The organism is Ruegeria sp. CF4, from assembly GCF_056537345.1.
On the sequence record NZ_JBQFRJ010000006.1, the window covers coordinates 50,870 to 65,559 of the forward strand.

Sequence of the window (14,690 nt, forward strand, 5' to 3'; positions counted from 1 at the left end):
TCTTCAGGGCGCGTGGCGATCAGCCGCCGCAGCCGCCGATTGTCACTTTTACGGTCGCGGACGCTTTGGCAAAGCTGCCATCTGCCATCTTCGCCACGGCAATGACATCTTGCGTTCCGGCAAGACGGATGCGGGTTGAAGCGGCTTGTTCAGCAGCCAGCGGGCCGAAATTGAACGTTGCAACACCCGGCTCGGGGTTGCCTGCGGCCACGATGAGAATTGCAGCAGCACCCGGAGCGTTAACCTCGATTGGTACGGTGTTCCCGTTTTCTGCGATTTCCGGTGCTGTCAGCGTAACGCCGCCGTCAGCCACATCTGCCCCGCCTGTAAATGCGGCGATTGCATCTTCAGCGGCCGCATTTGCGCGTAACGGCAAAATTGTCAGGAACGCGGCGCCCAGCCCAAGGGCCAGAGTCTCGCGGCGAGAGAGTTCCATTTTCAATCTCCTTTGAATCTTCGAGAATTCACGCCAGAAAGCGCGATCATTCTTCTTTCAAGGTCGCAAGAAACGCGACCACGTCCTCGATTTCCTGTGCTGTCAGGATCGACATCAACGGCGCGCTTGGCGCTTTGCCGGTGTAGGCATCGCCCGGGCGGATATAGCCGTCATCCTTGTAGAACGCCGGCATTACCGTGCCTTCGAACGTCATCTTTGCGTTTGCGACCAATCCGCGAAGCTCTGCTTCGGTCCAACGATCACCGGCACCGTCCAGTATCGGTCCAACTTCGCCATGGAACGGAATGTCGGCCAAGGCCGAGACCGCGTGGCACGCCACGCAATTGCCTTTTGACTTGTCGCCAACGATAAGCGCGCCATTTGCCGCGTCACCTGTAACGCCGGTCAAAGAGATCTCGATAGCGCCATAGTCATCATAGGTTACGTTTTTCGGCTCTGTATCTGCCGCATATGCGGCAACTCCCGTCATTGCGCAGACCGATATTAAGAGTCTCAGCTTCATGATCCCTCCCATTTGCTAACGCGCCGACGGCGCCTTGCGACCCAAAGCCTTTGTGTACCGTAGTCGACGAGTACCGCCTGTCGCAACATTAAATTCATTATAATGAATTTTTTTATTTATAACAGTAGCGCTCAATCTTGCGAAACATTGTTTCGCTCTTGAATGCGACGCGCGTGATACCGCTGAAAATCTTCACCATTATCAAGTTCGTATCGTTTCTCATCGACCCAGGTGAAAAGATCTAAGGTTGTTCCCTTGGCGAACGCTCCGGGCATTACAGCGACCGCGGCATCGATGGCTGTGGCACCCTCGGGCACCTCTTCTGGCAGGAATACAAGCGTTGGAGTAAACAGAATCCCCCATTTGCGCATCAGCGCTCTTTGCTCGTTCTCTTCCCCGTCAAAGTCGGTGGCCGTAGTGCTTCCATGCAAATCCAGTTGGACGACAAAGAAATTCTCTTCGAGAAACGCCTCCAGGTCAGGCTGGGGGAACACCTCTTCGTGCATCTTTTTACAATAAATGCAGCCCTGCTGTTCAATGAATAGTACCAACCGTTTACCCTCGCTTGAGGCCTCTTCAAGATCCTCGCGGAGGTCTTTGAACGTGTCGCGCATCCACGGTGTCTTATGCAATCCGTCGTCGCCCAGCTCAGCGGCGGAAACTACCCCGCCTATCAGGCAAGCGATTAAAACTGACAAAGCTCGTTTCATGTCTTCCTCCCGAATTAACCAATGGCTGCAAGCCATGGCATGTGGTCGAGCATCCATTGTGCAATGTGATTGATGGAGTTGGTTGCGATGAGGGCGCCGAAAAGTATCAGAAAACCACCCATGGCCTTTTCGATGAGGGGCAAGTGCTTCCTGAACCGCGCCATCCACTGCATGAAGGGGCGAACCAGAAAGGCCGCTAAAACAAACGGTGCAGTCATTCCAACCCCGTATACGAACAGAAGCATCGCACCACGCCAGGCTGTTTCGGTTCCGGCCGCCGTAAACAGGATCGCGGCAAGGACCGGCCCAACACAGGGTGTCCAACCAAAAGCAAATGCCAATCCAAGGACATAGGCCCCAATCAGACTTACGTTTGATGTTTCGCCGACGTCTGCACGAAATTGGCGATACAGGAACCCGATACGAACGAAGCCCAGGAAATGCAGACCCATCGCAATGATGATCGCCGCTGCGATCCAACGCAGGATGTCGAAATAATCTCGTACCAGCTGTCCAAATATCGAAGCCGTCGCCCCAAGCGCCATGAAGATCGTTATGATCCCCGCTGCAAATGCGATTGCAGAAAGCGTCGCCCTGCGTCGAACATCAGCGGAGATAGACGAACCCGCAGATATCTGCTCCATCCCAACCCCTGCGAGATAACTCAGATAGAACGGCACAATCGGCAGAATGCAGGGCGACAGAAAGGATAGCAGTCCTGCGACCAAAGCTCCTGCAAATGTAATGTCGAGCATGGTCAAACCTGTCCTGACGCGCTATCATTCACACATTCAAAATAGTAAAGATATATTGCTACAGTCAATCGGAGCTTGAGATGCGCCACCTATTTCTGCTTGTGCTTGCGAGTTTTTTGCTTGTTTGCCCCGGGATTTCACGGGCAGAAATGGCGCTTCTGATGGCAGAAGAAGAAGGGTGTATGTGGTGTGCCCGATGGGACGCCGAAATTTCAGAGATCTACCCCAAGACACCCGAAGGAAATGCCGCTCCGCTTCAGCGCGTCGATATTCATGAGGCCCTACCTGATGGCATAGCGTTGGAGCGATCTCTCTACTTCACACCAACCTTTGTTCTGCTGGACAACGGTCAAGAAGTCGGCCGGATCGAAGGCTATCCCGGTGAAGACTTTTTCTGGGGTTTGCTGGGCGTTTTGCTGCGTGACGCAGGGGCGCCGCTTGAGACCTCTGGATAAATTGGGGCAGATTACATAAACTGTTTTGAATGCGTGAAGCCAAGAAAGCGAGGCGATCTTGTTGGACAAATCTTCGAAACTGCCTGTGTTCTCCAAGGACATGTGCGCCGAAGACATGGACAGAATGATGGAGAATGCTCAGACGGCGTCAAGTTTCCTCAAGGCAATCAGCCACGAGGGGCGCCTGATGATTTTGTGTTATCTGTCGTCAGGGGAAAAATCTGTCACGCAGATGGAAGAAATGCTCTCGGCACGTCAGGCTGCCGTGTCTCAACAACTATCCCGCTTGCGCTTTGAAGGCTTAGTGAAAACGCGGCGTGAGGGGAAAACGATTTACTACAGATTGGCTGATGATCGATCGACGCAAATTCTGGAAGTCGTTTACGATCTTTTCTGCAGGGAGAAGTAGAAGCCGTTCAGAAAACCGCCAGCTTTGGGAGGAGACTGGCAATGTTCGAAGCATTGGGAGACGCAAATACCGTTGCTCTGATCGGTTTGATTGGTGGCATCGTATTGGGGCTGGCTGCGCGCATCGGCCGTTTTTGCACGTTGGGTGCAATTGAAGACTACCTTTACGCAGATGATGACCGACGGCTGCGCATGTGGGCTATTGCAATCGGTGTTGCGATTGTCGGCAGCCATGCAGCCATAGGGTTGGGATGGCTTGATCCTGTCGGAACAAGGTACCTTGCGCAGACCTGGAACCCACTCGGTTCGATCGTGGGTGGCCTTATGTTCGGTTACGGAATGGCCATCAGCGGAAACTGCGGCTATGGCGCGCTGGCACGGCTGGGAGGTGGCGACCTTAGATCATTTGTCATCGTTTTGATCATGGGTCTGTCTGCTTACGTCGTGATGTCCGGGCCGCTCGCATATCTGCGGGTTTGGGCCTTTCCAGTGGAAATGGACCTGCGTGACCCGCAGAGCATTAGCTTCCTGACCGAGCGGCTGACCTCTATTCCAGCTTGGCTCATCGGCGCTGTCATCGGCATCGCTTTGGTGATCTTTGCTTTGGCGAACCAGCGCTTCCGCCGTACACCGGCGCAAGTATTTTGGGGATCTGTCGTCGGACTAGCGATCGTCTCAGGCTGGCTTGGTACGAATTGGGTTGCGACAAACGGTTTCGACGGTGAGCCGGTGCAAACCCATACCTTCGCTGCACCCCTTGGTGACACGATGCTCTACCTTATGACAGCGTCTGGAAACACGTTGTCCTTTGCGGTCGGATCAGTTTCTGGCGTTCTCATTGGCGCATTCTGGGGGTCGTGGTCTAAAGGCCATTTCCGATGGGAAGCTTGCGAAGATCCGCGTGAGCTCAAGCGGCAAATGCTAGGCGCGGCGATTATGGGTCCAGGAGCGATCATCGCGGTTGGGTGCAGCGTCGGGCAAGGCATATCTGCCTTCTCACTTCTGGCCTACAGCGCACCCGTAACATTCGCCGCAATATTTGCAGGCGCAGCGCTTGGATTGAGGCAACTCGTGTCTGGACTGTCGTTCATAACTGAGCGTTGAGTTAAAGGTTCAATTGCTGTAGTATTGGCAGTTCTACAACAAATGTGAGTGTGCTTATAAAGCTGCATCTTCGAGAGTGACTACATTCAAAACTTTACGGAGTCCTCGCCAGTAGTCTTGTGCTTTTGGCTACGCCGTTTGTAGCAGCGTTTGTCGTATTGAACGGTTGCTTTTCGTTGTTTCCGACCAGGGATGCAGGCTCGTATCCCTTTGTCTTTCAACGCCTTACTGTACAAGCCGACGTCGTAGCCCCGATCTCCGAGCAGCCATTCCACATTCGGCAAGCTGCTGAGCATGGCCCGTGCACCGATGTAGTCACTGACCTGTCCGGCAGTGACGAACAAGTTGAGTGGACGCCACTGGCTGTCGCAGACCGCGTACAATTTGGTGTTCATGCCGCCCTTGGTTCGACCAATCTTTCGGCCACGCCCCCCTTTTTTGAAGGGCTTTGTCAGGTTGTTCATCTTTTGCCGAAGAGCATGTCCTGAGCGATAATCATGCGATCACTTCGGATGTATACTCTTGCCAAATATTGAAAGCATCGGCGCGGGCGTAGCGTTAAGATCTGACGGAATAGCGGTGAAATTTTTTTGGGCGGAGCAGAGCAGTGGTTTGCTCATAGGCTAAGAGAAATCGTGCCCTGATTGGGAGACCTGTAGTGCCTCATGATCTTCTCTCGTCGGCAGGCGTACCAGTGCGAGGTTTCAGTTCGATTATTCAGGCCCTTTTTCCTGATGGCGATCCCAACCTTGGCTGTGGCATCCTGATTTTCATGCGCATCTTTCCTATCGCACCACTTCGATACGCCAAGCTCCGAAACTGTGGGAGATTGGTTCTTTCATTGGATATCGATCCATCTCCCGTCATGTTTTGAAGATTTCAAGGCGCTGGCAATGAAGGCCATACCCAGCATTCCATCGTTCAAACCTGGCAACAGATTTTGCGCCCCCTGATCCCCCCGGATCAGGGCCGCGGCATCCGCATACAAAGTCGCAAACCCCTCCAGATAGCCTTCAGGGTGTCCTGGGGGTACGCGTGTGGCTGCCCTCGATGCTTGGGACGTAGCAGCAGAACCACGCGTCATGGTCTGACTTGGGTGCCCAAATCGCGTGAACGTCATGTGATTTGGATGTTCTTGCGACCATTCAATGCCGCCGCATTCGCCATATACACGTAAACGCAGACCGTTTTCATTCCCCACTGCCACCTGACTGGCCCATAGCATACCGCGCGCGCCGCTGGCATAGCGCAACAGGATGTGGGCGTTGTCATCCACCCGACGGCCCGAAACCATACTGGACAGGTCGGCGGCAAGGTGCGAGGGGACTTCGCCGGTCACAAAATGCGCCAAATTGAACGCGTGGGTGCCGATATCGCCGATGGCTCCGGCCCCAGACCGCTCCGGGTCGGTCCGCCAATCGGCCTGTTTGTTATCGGACGCGGCGGGTTCGGTCAGCCAGTCCTGCGCGTATTCCACCTGTACCAGCCGCAGCTTGCCCAGATCACCCGAGCGCACCATGTCACGCGCCTGCCGGATCATGGGATAGCCGGTATAATTATGTGTCAGAATGAAATGCGCAGGCGACGTTTCCACCGCTGCCTTGATCCGCGCGGCGTCCCTGACTGTGGACGCCAGTGGCTTATCGCAGATTACATGAATCCCAGCTTCAAGAAACGCAATTGCCGGGTCCGCATGCATGTGGTTCGGGGTCACGATGGCCACCGCGTCGATGCCGTCCGCGTGTGCGGCCTCGGCCTGTGCCATCTGGCGGAAGTCGGAATAGGACCGTTCGATCCCCAGTTCTTTGGCCGAAGCCTCGGCCCGCTTCGGGTCCGACGACAACGCCCCCGCTACCAGATGCCACTGCCCGTCCAGCCGGGCCGCGATACGATGCACACCTCCGATGAATGCGCCCTGCCCACCACCAACCATGCCCAGTTTCAAAGGCATCACTGGTCCAGCCCCAGCATGGATCGGATCATGGCCTGATCCACTTCACCGCCCGCGAAATCGTCAAAGGCCTTATCTGTGGTTTCAATGATATGGCGCGCGATGAAGGGCGCGCCCTCGGCTGCACCCTGTTCGGGGGATTTCAGGCAGCATTCCCATTCCAACACCGCCCAGCTGTCATAGCCATATTGCGTCAGCTTCGAGAAAATCGCACCGAAATCCACCTGCCCGTCGCCGAGGCTGCGGAACCGCCCTGCCCGGTTGGTCCAGCCTTGATAGCCGGAATAGACGCCTTGGCGACCGGTCGGGTTGAACTCGGCATCCTTGACGTGAAAGGCGCAAATGCGCTCGTGATAGAGGTCGATGAACTCTAGGTAGTCCATCTGCTGCAGCAAGAAATGCGAGGGGTCGTAGTTGATGCGGCAGGCCTCGTGCCCGCCAACGGCATCGAGAAACATCTCAAAGGTCGCTCCGTCGAACACATCCTCGCCGGGGTGGATTTCGAAGCCAATAGCCACGCCCTGCTCCGCATACGCGTTGAAGATCGGACGCCAACGCCGGGCAAGCTCGGCGAAAGCTTCTTCGATCAAGCCCTGAGGCCGTTGTGGCCACGGATAGAGATAGGGAAAGGCCAGCGATCCGGTGAAGCTGACCGTGGTATCCAGCCCCATGCGCCGCGCGGCGATGGCGGCCTTTTTGACCTGATCGACGGCCCAATCCTGTCGCGCCTGCGGGTTGCCGTGCACGGTCTCGGGGGCAAAGGCATCGAAAGACTGGTCATAGGCGGGATGGACGGCAACAAGCTGGCCCTGCAGATGGGTCGACAGCTCACTGACCTCAACGCCCGCATCGCGGCAGGTGCCGACAATCTCATCGCAATAGGTCTGGCTATCGGCGGCCTTGTCCAGATCGAACAACCGCCCGTCGAAACTCGGGATTTGTACCGCCTTGTACCCCAGACCCGCTGCCCATTCCGAAATCGACCCCAACGAATTGTACGGAGCCGCGTCATCCGCAAACTGTGCCAAAAACAACCCCGGTCCTTTGATCGCACCCGGCATATCAGCCTCCCATGAATATCCTGTATGTCAGGCCCCGACCGGGGCCTGACGGGTTCAGGCGATTACTTGCCGCCCCAGCGTTCGGGATAGCCCGGCATGCCTTCGCAGCCACAAGCCGCATAGTGCAGCGGCGGCATCGACGGGTTCACGAAATCGGCCAGATTGTCGTTGGTGATTGCCGGCTGCGGCAGGTTCCATTCAGGTCCGGGGATCGCTTCGCCATCCAGAATTTTCAGCGCCGCCAGAATAGGCGTGCGCCACTGATAGGTCGGGTAGGTCGGCGCGATGGTGTTCAAGCCGATCTCTTGCCATTTCTGCAGGAAATCCTGCTGGTCTTCGCCGGTCACAATCGGCACGTCCAAACCCATATCCTCGAAGGCTTCAATCGCCGCGACCGAAGTTGCGCCCGCGTCCATCCAGACCGCGCCCAATTGGGTGCCGCGCTGAATATAATCCTCGACAATCGCTTTGGTCTTGGCGCGGTCGCCATCGGTGAATTCCGCACCGACGATGTTCAGACCGGCCTCTTCCAGAATGCGTTTCGCAGCGGAGTACCGGGTTTCCAGAACGTCTACACCAGGCAGGATGCGTAGCATCAGCACGTCCGAGCCTTCGGGCGCGTTGGCGGCGATGAATTCACCGGACTGGATGCCAAAGCCATATCCGCCAACCGGTTTGATGAACGTGACCGGGCAATCGGTGTTCACACCTCGGTCGAACACAATCACGGGCAGCTGTTCGCAGGCTTTTTCCACAGCGGGGGTCAGGGCTGCGGTCGTGTTGGGGGACACGATCAGGGCGTCACAAGTGCCACCGGCCAGCAGATCCTCGATATCGGCGATCTGCTTGTCGTCCGAGCCCTCGGCGTCGGTCACAATGAACTCGGCGATGCTGTCATGCTGTTCGACCTCGGCCTGCATGGTATTCCAACCGACCACGCGCCATGGGTTGTTCACGCCTGCGTTCGAAAAACAGATCGTATGCGGGCCGTCCTTCTTGAAGCCCGAGGTATCGGCCATCACATCGCCATAGTGTTGCAACCATGGGGTTGCGGCATCACCATTGGCGGTTGCGCCCAGCATGTCTTTTTGTTTTGCAAACTCGGCCGGGTCGTCGAAGTTCTGCGCTTGGGCGGGCAAGGCCAACGCTAGCGTAGTCAGGGCTGTTGCCGTGAATTTGTTGATCATTCTTGTTTCCTCCTCTGAATAGTTTCGGGCGCCTATCCCCCGGATCGGCGTCGTCGGTATCCGGCGATCACCACCGCCGAGATCAAAATCAGTCCCTGCACCACGTCGCGAATGGGTTTGGGAAAGCCCAGGATGTTGAGCAGCGTGAACATCGCCTGCAACACCAGCGCCCCCGCAATAGTGGCTCCTACGGTGCCGCGCCCGCCCAGCAATTGTGCACCGCCGATGACGGCGGCGGTGATCGCCTGAAGCTCCAGCCCGACGCCCACATCTGTGGATACGCCCGCGAAGCCGCCCAGCAAGATCCCAGCCATGACGGCCGAGATCGAGGACATAATAAAGGCGACAATCCGCGTTTCCGTGAGTGGGATTCCGGCCAGCAATGCGGCCTTTGGATTGTCGCCCATCGCAATCAAGCGCTTGCCATAATTGGTGCGGTGCATCAGCCACCACATGGCAACGCAGACTACGACCATCACGATCACCGCGACGGGCAGGATTTTGATCAGCGGCAGATCTTTGATCAGGTAGCGGCCGAAGAACCGAAAGTTCTCTGGCAGATACCCGCGCGGAGCACCTCCCGACCATGTCAGGGCCACACCGCTGAGCGTGATCATCATCCCCAGCGTGGCGATGATCGACGGCACCTTGAGCCACGACACCACCAGTGCGTTCACCGTGCCCACGATCACGCCCAACCCCAGCATGACAAGGATCACCCACCACGTCGCGCTGGCATCCCCGTCCAGCAGGATCGAACTGCCGATCACCGTCAGCGTCACCAATGCTCCTGCCGACAGATCAAACCCGCCCGAGTTGATGACGTAAAGCTGCCCCACCGCCAGGATCGCAATCGGTGCCGCACGTTTGAGGAAATTCATGTACCCCGTCGGCTGCAGGAAATACGGCGACAGGATCGCAATCGCCACAAACAACAGCGCCAGCACCAGAAAGACAGGATTTATCTGCTTCAGCCGCGCCATCATGCCTCGATCCTCCGGCTGCGCACGGCATAGACGGCAACGGCGGCTACGATGATAACCCCGCGCAGGATCTGTTTGGCAAAGGCATCGACGCCCGCGATGTTGAAGATCGAGTCGATCAGCGAGAAGATCATCACCCCCATCAGAGTACCCCAGACGCCCCCACGCCCGCCGGACAAGGCGGTGCCTCCGATGACAACCACAGCGATGGATTCCAGATCATAGACGCCGTCTCGCCCGATCCACGGCGCGCCCGAGCGTAGGCGACTGGCCAGATACAGCCCCGCTATGGTTGCGCAGACCGAGCAGATCACATGAGCCATGATGACCACGCGCGCGGTGCGCATACCGGCCAATTTGACCGCATCCGGATTGCCACCAACCGAATAGATGTTTGATCCTGCACGAGTGAAGCGCAGGAACACCCAGGCGACCACCGCCAGGGCGATCAGAAAGATCAGGCTGATCGAGATGCCCCCGACCTGCCCATAGGCGAAGACCTGAAACTCTTCCGGAACTTCCCCGGCAAAATTGTTGAACGTAGCACTCAACAGCCCCTGCAGGATCAGCGCCATACCAAGGGTGGCGATCAACGGGTTGACCTCGAACTGAGTGATTACCAGCCCGTTGATCAGGCCAACCACAACGCCCACCGCCAGGACGGCGGCAATCGCCGGCAGCATCATCGACGGATCGCCCGACATGATGGACGAGGCCAACACCGCAGATACCGAGATCAGGTTCGCCACGCTCAGATCGATGGACGCGATCAGAATGGCAAAGGTCTGCCCAATCGCCGTGATCCCCAGCGCAATTGAGCGGCCCAGAAGGCCCAGAAGGTTTTCGGCGGTCAGATATTGCGTCTGCCCGGTCGCCACCGCGACAATGACGTAGATCGCCACCGCCACCAGCAGCAACAGAAACGGCGCAAGAGCTGCCAGGTTCCGGGGTTTGCCGATCTTCATGAGGCTTCCAGTTCCAGATGCGCCTCGGTCGCGGCATGCATGACCTCGGCCTCGCTGGTGCCATATCCGAACTCGGCCACGATCTTGCCGTCGCTCATCACCAGAACCCGGTCCGAGATGCCAAGAACTTCGGGCAAATCAGACGAGATCGCCATGACCGCCGCCCCCTCTTGCGCCAGCTTACGCATCTGGGCGTAGATCCCGGCCTTTGTGTTGACGTCGATGCCACGGGTGGGTTCGACAAAGATCAGAATCTTCGGGGCCAGCGACAGCCAGCGTGCAACGATAGCCTTTTGCTGGTTGCCGCCGGACAGAGACTGAATTTCGACCTCATAATTCGCCGCACGTAAATCAAACGCATCAAACAGCGCATCCATCTGATCAAGAGTCGCAATCGGCGACTTGTTCGGCGCGCCCAGAGCCTCGGAAAACGCCCGCGCCGAGATCATGCCGTTGTCACGGACCGATTGCATCAGCATCAGCCCCTCAGCCTTGCGGTCGCCGGGCAGCATGGCGATCCCGGCCTTGGCGGCGCTGCGCGGATTGGTCAGCCGGACCGGTTTCCCCTCAACCGTCACCGCGCCGGTTTCGAACGGCTCCACGCCAAACAGGGCCAAGGCCAGCGCCGTACGGCCTGCACCCTGAACGCCCGCAAACCCGGTGATCTGACCCGCGCGCAAGTCCAGATCAATGTCGAACAGGCGGTCATTGCCGCCCCCGCGCACATTCAGCACGGCCTCGCCAACCTCATCCGGCGTCGCGGGTTCTGGGTAGAAATGCCCAATGTCACGCCCGACCATGGCTTCGACTATCTGACCGGTTTCCGGCACATGATCGAATGCGGCCGCGACCTTGCCATCCTTGATGACGGTGACGCGATCGGCCAGACGGCGAATTTCGCGCATGCGGTGGGTGATATAGACAATCGACCGCCCCTGCCCGCGCAGATCGTCAATCAGTTGGAACAGCAGATCACATTCGGCATCGTTCAACGCCGCCGTCGGCTCGTCCATGACGATCACCTGTGCGTTAAGCGACAACGCCTTGGCAATCTCGACCATTTGCTGCTGCGCGACGTCCAGATCGCTGACCAAGGTGTCCGGGCCAAAGCGATGGCGATCCCCAAACAACGCCAACACCTCCTGCGTTTCGCGCCGCATCCTGTCGATGTCCAACAGGCCCCAACTACGCGTGGGCTCCCGGCCCAGAAAGATGTTCTCGGCCACGGTCCGGTCCGGCAGTAACGAAAACTCCTGATAGATTACGCTGACACCTTGAGCGAGGGATTCCAGCGGGTGCTGAAACCGCACCTTCTGGCCGCGCAGAAAGATGTCGCCTTCTTCTGCCTGATACACGCCGGACAGTACCTTCATCAGCGTGGATTTGCCTGCGCCATTTTCTCCGACCAGGGCATGGACCTCGCCAGGGCGCGCCGAAAAACTGACAGCGTCCAGCGCTTTGATCCCCGGAAAGACCTTGGTGATCCCCTTCATCTCAAAGATGACATCACTGCTCATGCCTCCGCCCAGCCCTTACGAATGAACGCAGCACTATCGTGAAACAGCTGCGGGTGGTCTTCGAACATCGGGCGCCAGATGCGGGTGGCCGCAGCGAGTTCCGGGACACCTGCACCAAAGGCCTCCATCACCACCCAGCCATCGAACCCGGTTTTCTTCACCTCCGTAAAGATCGTGCCAAAGTCGATCTGCCCAGTTCCAGGCGTGCCGCGGTCATTTTCCGAGATATGCAGAACGTTGATCCGGCCAGAGAGTGCTGCAATCGCCTGCGCCTGATCCTTTTCTTCGATATGTGCATGGAACGTGTCGTACATGATCCCGAACGCGGGATGCTCGACCAAGTCACGATACCGCGCTGCCTGTTCGGCCGTATTCAGAAAATGGGTTTCAAATCGGTTGAGAGGCTCCAGCGCCAGTCGCATCCCCCGCTCAGCCGCTTTTTCAGCCATTCGGTGATGCGCTTCGGCACCGCGCTGCCATTCGTCAGCGGTTGGCCCGCTGCCGGTGAAATGCCCGATCGGCGCATGAAAGGGCCCGCCGATGGTTTCGGCACCCAGTGCTGTCGCGCAGTCCAGTATCCAGTCCAGATGAGCAACACCGCCCGCCCGGATATCTGGGTCGGCACTGGTCGGGTCTGCGTTGGGATCAGGGACAATCGCTGTGCAGGTCCGTTCCAGCCCCAGCGCATCCAGCTCAGCCCCCAGCCATGCATAGTGATCGGCGGACCCTTCAAGGACTGGAATTTCAACACCGTCATACCCTGCTTCGGCAGCGAGCTGGCAAAACTCCAGCCGCGCCTTGTCGATCAGCCCACCGACGCACAGCAGGTTCACACCCAGCTTCATGTCCCCTCCCCAGAGCTCAGAAGATGTCACGGTGCGAATCTATGTAATCGATTTCATTTGTTATGTAAACCATTACATTCTTCGTTTTTCGCTGCTATAAATCGTCAGCATGACAAGAAACTCGAATAAGAGACCCACGGTTCGGGACGTTGCGCGGGTGGCCGGTGTCTCTACCGCCACAGTAAGCCGGGCGTTGCAATCGCCTGATATCGTTTCCAAAAAAACACGCGACGCTGTGTTCACGGCTGTCTCGGAAACTGGGTACAGTGTCAACACTGCTGCGCAGATGCTGCGGCGAAATCGGTCGGGTACGGTGCTGGTCATCCTGCCGGATATTTCCAACCCCTTCTTTTCCAAGATCCTGTCAGGCATCGAAGAAGTTGCGACCCGCGCCAATCTGACGATCTTAATCGGCAACACCAACGGGGAAGACGCGCGGTATGCGAATATCCTCGAAAACCTGCGCAACGGACGCGCGGATGGTGCTTTGATTCTGAACGGTGCCGCGCCTCCGGATGGGATGCTGCCGGAGGGCACCCCGGTCGTCTCAATCTCAGAACGACTGGATGATGCAAGCTATGCTCATGTCGGGACCGACAACCGGAAAGCGGCGTTCGATGCCACGCAATATCTGCTTGCTCAGGGACACCGAAGAATCGCGCATGTCACCGGACCCGAAGGCAATCCGCTGACCAATGACCGGTGCGCTGGCTATGTTCAGGCGATGGAAGAAGCCGGCCTGACAGACCACATCCACACCATCCCCGGTGGCTTCACCTATGAATATGGTGAGCAGGCGGCAGATCAGTTAATCACCCAATATCCGCGAACCACCGCCGTTTTCTGCGCCAACGATGAATCCGCTATGGGGGTAATCCGGGGCCTTCAGCAACATGGATTTACCGTGCCCGACCAGATATCTGTGATGGGCTTTGACGACATACCGTTTTCCCGAATTTTTCAACCTGAACTGACGACCGTACACCAGGCGCGAAACCTTATAGGGCAACGCGCGATGGAGATGTTATTGGAACTTCTGGCGAATAACGAATATCCGGTTGGCTCAGTGTTTCTGGAACACTCCATCGTGACGAGAAACAGTGTTGGAAAGCTACGCGAATAGGTTCCATTGGCTTTGTCAGGTTGTTCACCTTTTACCGAAAAGCGTGTCCTGAGCGACAACCATGCGGTCACTTCGGACGCATACTCTCGCTCAATATTGAAAAGCATCGGCCCGGGCGTGGCCTGCCCCAACACCAAAACAGCTTTCGCAAGAAGCGCTTAGCTGAACCCTTTTTTCAGCGCGATTAAACTAGGATATCCAGCCCATCGCCATTTGAATCAATGACATGTTACCACCAGTGTTTCTTGCCGTTGATCAATATCACCACCCCAACCAGATGCGATTTGTTTGTCAGCTCGCTGAACCACCTTCCCTGTTCAGCCAGTTTGAAACGCTACTTATCCCCAAAATGCATAGTCTTGGAATTAAGGGTACAGTCCGGCAATTGGTGACACAGTCCAGAAATTGAGAGCACAATTTTTAAACTGATTTTGCATAGTTTTCTGAAGCAAGCATCCAGCAATTAGCGGCCTGTGACATCGGGCTACAATTGGCTTTGTGAAGCTGGCTGCCCAAACCGAACGATGTTACGCCTCGCAAGTATGGCGGCGATGCGCAGTAGGCAGAATTTGCAAAGCTCGACGGGCGCCTCCAGTAGTCCCTTGCTTACGCCGGTATGCACTACCGCAGTAGCAGTCAGGGACGAAGCCGATTTTTGCAGTAACAA

Annotated in this window: 15 protein-coding genes and 1 pseudogene; 4 read left to right on the forward strand and 12 right to left on the reverse strand. The window is 57.0% G+C overall.

All coding sequences use genetic code 11. The annotated features are described in order from the left end of the window. Positions 1-19: 19 nt before the first annotated feature. The 4 genes from soxY to ACR0NF_RS13865 form a co-directional block, all read right to left on the reverse strand. On the reverse strand, positions 20-436 hold the full coding sequence (soxY, locus tag ACR0NF_RS13850; protein ID WP_480472252.1) for a thiosulfate oxidation carrier protein SoxY: 417 nt from the start codon (positions 434-436) through the stop codon (positions 20-22). A gap of 46 nt (positions 437-482) precedes the next feature. Continuing rightward, a complete protein-coding gene (gene soxX / locus ACR0NF_RS13855; RefSeq protein ID WP_480472251.1) occupies positions 483-959 on the reverse strand; it encodes a sulfur oxidation c-type cytochrome SoxX in 477 nt (158 codons plus the stop codon). Between the two features lie 131 nt (positions 960-1,090). Beyond that, the gene (locus ACR0NF_RS13860) at positions 1,091-1,669 is read right to left on the reverse strand and encodes a thioredoxin family protein (RefSeq protein WP_480472250.1); all 579 of its coding nucleotides are present in this window, start codon (positions 1,667-1,669) and stop codon (positions 1,091-1,093) included. Between the two features lie 14 nt (positions 1,670-1,683). Beyond that, positions 1,684-2,424 carry a cytochrome c biogenesis CcdA family protein gene (locus ACR0NF_RS13865; protein WP_480472249.1) on the reverse strand — a complete coding sequence of 247 codons (741 nt, stop codon included), beginning with the start codon at positions 2,422-2,424 and terminating at the stop codon, positions 1,684-1,686. A 161-nt stretch (positions 2,425-2,585) separates the two neighbouring features. Here ACR0NF_RS13865 and ACR0NF_RS13870 point away from each other — a divergent pair, with 161 nt between their 5' ends. The 3 genes from ACR0NF_RS13870 (at position 2,586) to ACR0NF_RS13880 (ending at position 4,391) form a co-directional block, all read left to right on the forward strand. After that, positions 2,586-2,879 carry a hypothetical protein gene (locus tag ACR0NF_RS13870; RefSeq protein WP_480667633.1) on the forward strand — a complete coding sequence of 98 codons (294 nt, stop codon included), beginning with the start codon at positions 2,586-2,588 and terminating at the stop codon, positions 2,877-2,879. A 100-nt stretch (positions 2,880-2,979) separates the two neighbouring features. Then, the gene (locus ACR0NF_RS13875; RefSeq protein ID WP_170543314.1) at positions 2,980-3,288 is read left to right on the forward strand and encodes an ArsR/SmtB family transcription factor; all 309 of its coding nucleotides are present in this window, start codon (positions 2,980-2,982) and stop codon (positions 3,286-3,288) included. A 41-nt stretch (positions 3,289-3,329) separates the two neighbouring features. After that, positions 3,330-4,391, forward strand: a complete 1,062-nt coding sequence (locus ACR0NF_RS13880; RefSeq protein ID WP_480472247.1) for a YeeE/YedE family protein — start codon at positions 3,330-3,332, stop codon at positions 4,389-4,391. A gap of 125 nt (positions 4,392-4,516) precedes the next feature. Here ACR0NF_RS13880 and ACR0NF_RS13885 read toward each other — a convergent pair. From ACR0NF_RS13885 to ACR0NF_RS13920, 8 genes and pseudogenes are all read right to left on the reverse strand, one after another. Then, positions 4,517-4,831 (reverse strand): annotated as a pseudogene (locus ACR0NF_RS13885) (transposase); the annotation flags it as partial. 398 nt (positions 4,832-5,229) lie between these two features. Further along, complete coding sequence (locus ACR0NF_RS13890) at positions 5,230-6,342, reverse strand: Gfo/Idh/MocA family protein (RefSeq protein ID WP_480472246.1); 1,113 nt, start codon at positions 6,340-6,342, stop codon at positions 5,230-5,232. Beyond that, positions 6,342-7,403, reverse strand: coding sequence for a sugar phosphate isomerase/epimerase family protein (locus ACR0NF_RS13895; RefSeq protein ID WP_480778437.1), 1,062 nt, complete (start codon positions 7,401-7,403; stop codon positions 6,342-6,344). The genes ACR0NF_RS13890 and ACR0NF_RS13895 overlap by 1 nt, the downstream gene beginning before the upstream one ends. A gap of 62 nt (positions 7,404-7,465) precedes the next feature. Beyond that, positions 7,466-8,590 carry a substrate-binding domain-containing protein gene (locus ACR0NF_RS13900; RefSeq protein ID WP_480778438.1) on the reverse strand — a complete coding sequence of 375 codons (1,125 nt, stop codon included), beginning with the start codon at positions 8,588-8,590 and terminating at the stop codon, positions 7,466-7,468. A gap of 32 nt (positions 8,591-8,622) precedes the next feature. Continuing rightward, a complete protein-coding gene (locus ACR0NF_RS13905; RefSeq protein WP_480472243.1) occupies positions 8,623-9,573 on the reverse strand; it encodes an ABC transporter permease in 951 nt (316 codons plus the stop codon). Then, positions 9,573-10,538 (reverse strand): ABC transporter permease, encoded by a 966-nt coding sequence (locus tag ACR0NF_RS13910; RefSeq protein WP_480778439.1) that lies wholly within the window; start codon positions 10,536-10,538, stop codon positions 9,573-9,575. Before ACR0NF_RS13910 ends, ACR0NF_RS13905 begins: the two co-directional genes overlap by 1 nt. Further along, positions 10,535-12,055 carry a sugar ABC transporter ATP-binding protein gene (locus ACR0NF_RS13915; protein ID WP_480778440.1) on the reverse strand — a complete coding sequence of 507 codons (1,521 nt, stop codon included), beginning with the start codon at positions 12,053-12,055 and terminating at the stop codon, positions 10,535-10,537. Before ACR0NF_RS13915 ends, ACR0NF_RS13910 begins: the two co-directional genes overlap by 4 nt. Beyond that, positions 12,052-12,900 (reverse strand): sugar phosphate isomerase/epimerase family protein, encoded by an 849-nt coding sequence (locus ACR0NF_RS13920; protein ID WP_480778441.1) that lies wholly within the window; start codon positions 12,898-12,900, stop codon positions 12,052-12,054. Before ACR0NF_RS13920 ends, ACR0NF_RS13915 begins: the two co-directional genes overlap by 4 nt. A gap of 109 nt (positions 12,901-13,009) precedes the next feature. Here ACR0NF_RS13920 and ACR0NF_RS13925 point away from each other — a divergent pair, with 109 nt between their 5' ends. After that, positions 13,010-14,023, forward strand: a complete 1,014-nt coding sequence (locus ACR0NF_RS13925) for a LacI family DNA-binding transcriptional regulator (RefSeq protein ID WP_480472239.1) — start codon at positions 13,010-13,012, stop codon at positions 14,021-14,023. The last annotated feature ends 667 nt before the right edge of the window (positions 14,024-14,690 follow it).

Excerpts from the sequence above, each read along its gene's own strand:
- ACR0NF_RS13910 (WP_480778439.1), bottom strand. The coding sequence starts at position 10,538 with ATGAAGATCGGCAAACCCCGGAACCTGGCAGCTCTTGCGCCGTTTCTG.
- ACR0NF_RS13890 (WP_480472246.1), bottom strand. The coding sequence starts at position 6,342 with ATGCCTTTGAAACTGGGCATGGTTGGTGGTGGGCAGGGCGCATTCATC.
- ACR0NF_RS13900 (WP_480778438.1), bottom strand. The coding sequence starts at position 8,590 with ATGATCAACAAATTCACGGCAACAGCCCTGACTACGCTAGCGTTGGCC.
- ACR0NF_RS13920 (WP_480778441.1), bottom strand. The coding sequence starts at position 12,900 with ATGAAGCTGGGTGTGAACCTGCTGTGCGTCGGTGGGCTGATCGACAAG.
- ACR0NF_RS13880 (WP_480472247.1), top strand. The coding sequence starts at position 3,330 with ATGTTCGAAGCATTGGGAGACGCAAATACCGTTGCTCTGATCGGTTTG.
- ACR0NF_RS13895 (WP_480778437.1), bottom strand. The coding sequence starts at position 7,403 with ATGCCGGGTGCGATCAAAGGACCGGGGTTGTTTTTGGCACAGTTTGCG.
- ACR0NF_RS13860 (WP_480472250.1), bottom strand. The coding sequence starts at position 1,669 with ATGAAACGAGCTTTGTCAGTTTTAATCGCTTGCCTGATAGGCGGGGTA.
- soxX (WP_480472251.1), bottom strand. The coding sequence starts at position 959 with ATGAAGCTGAGACTCTTAATATCGGTCTGCGCAATGACGGGAGTTGCC.
- ACR0NF_RS13875 (WP_170543314.1), top strand. The coding sequence starts at position 2,980 with ATGTGCGCCGAAGACATGGACAGAATGATGGAGAATGCTCAGACGGCG.
- ACR0NF_RS13925 (WP_480472239.1), top strand. The coding sequence starts at position 13,010 with ATGACAAGAAACTCGAATAAGAGACCCACGGTTCGGGACGTTGCGCGG.
- ACR0NF_RS13865 (WP_480472249.1), bottom strand. The coding sequence starts at position 2,424 with ATGCTCGACATTACATTTGCAGGAGCTTTGGTCGCAGGACTGCTATCC.
- soxY (WP_480472252.1), bottom strand. The coding sequence starts at position 436 with ATGGAACTCTCTCGCCGCGAGACTCTGGCCCTTGGGCTGGGCGCCGCG.
- ACR0NF_RS13905 (WP_480472243.1), bottom strand. The coding sequence starts at position 9,573 with ATGGCGCGGCTGAAGCAGATAAATCCTGTCTTTCTGGTGCTGGCGCTG.
- ACR0NF_RS13870 (WP_480667633.1), top strand. The coding sequence starts at position 2,586 with ATGGCAGAAGAAGAAGGGTGTATGTGGTGTGCCCGATGGGACGCCGAA.
- ACR0NF_RS13915 (WP_480778440.1), bottom strand. The coding sequence starts at position 12,055 with ATGAGCAGTGATGTCATCTTTGAGATGAAGGGGATCACCAAGGTCTTT.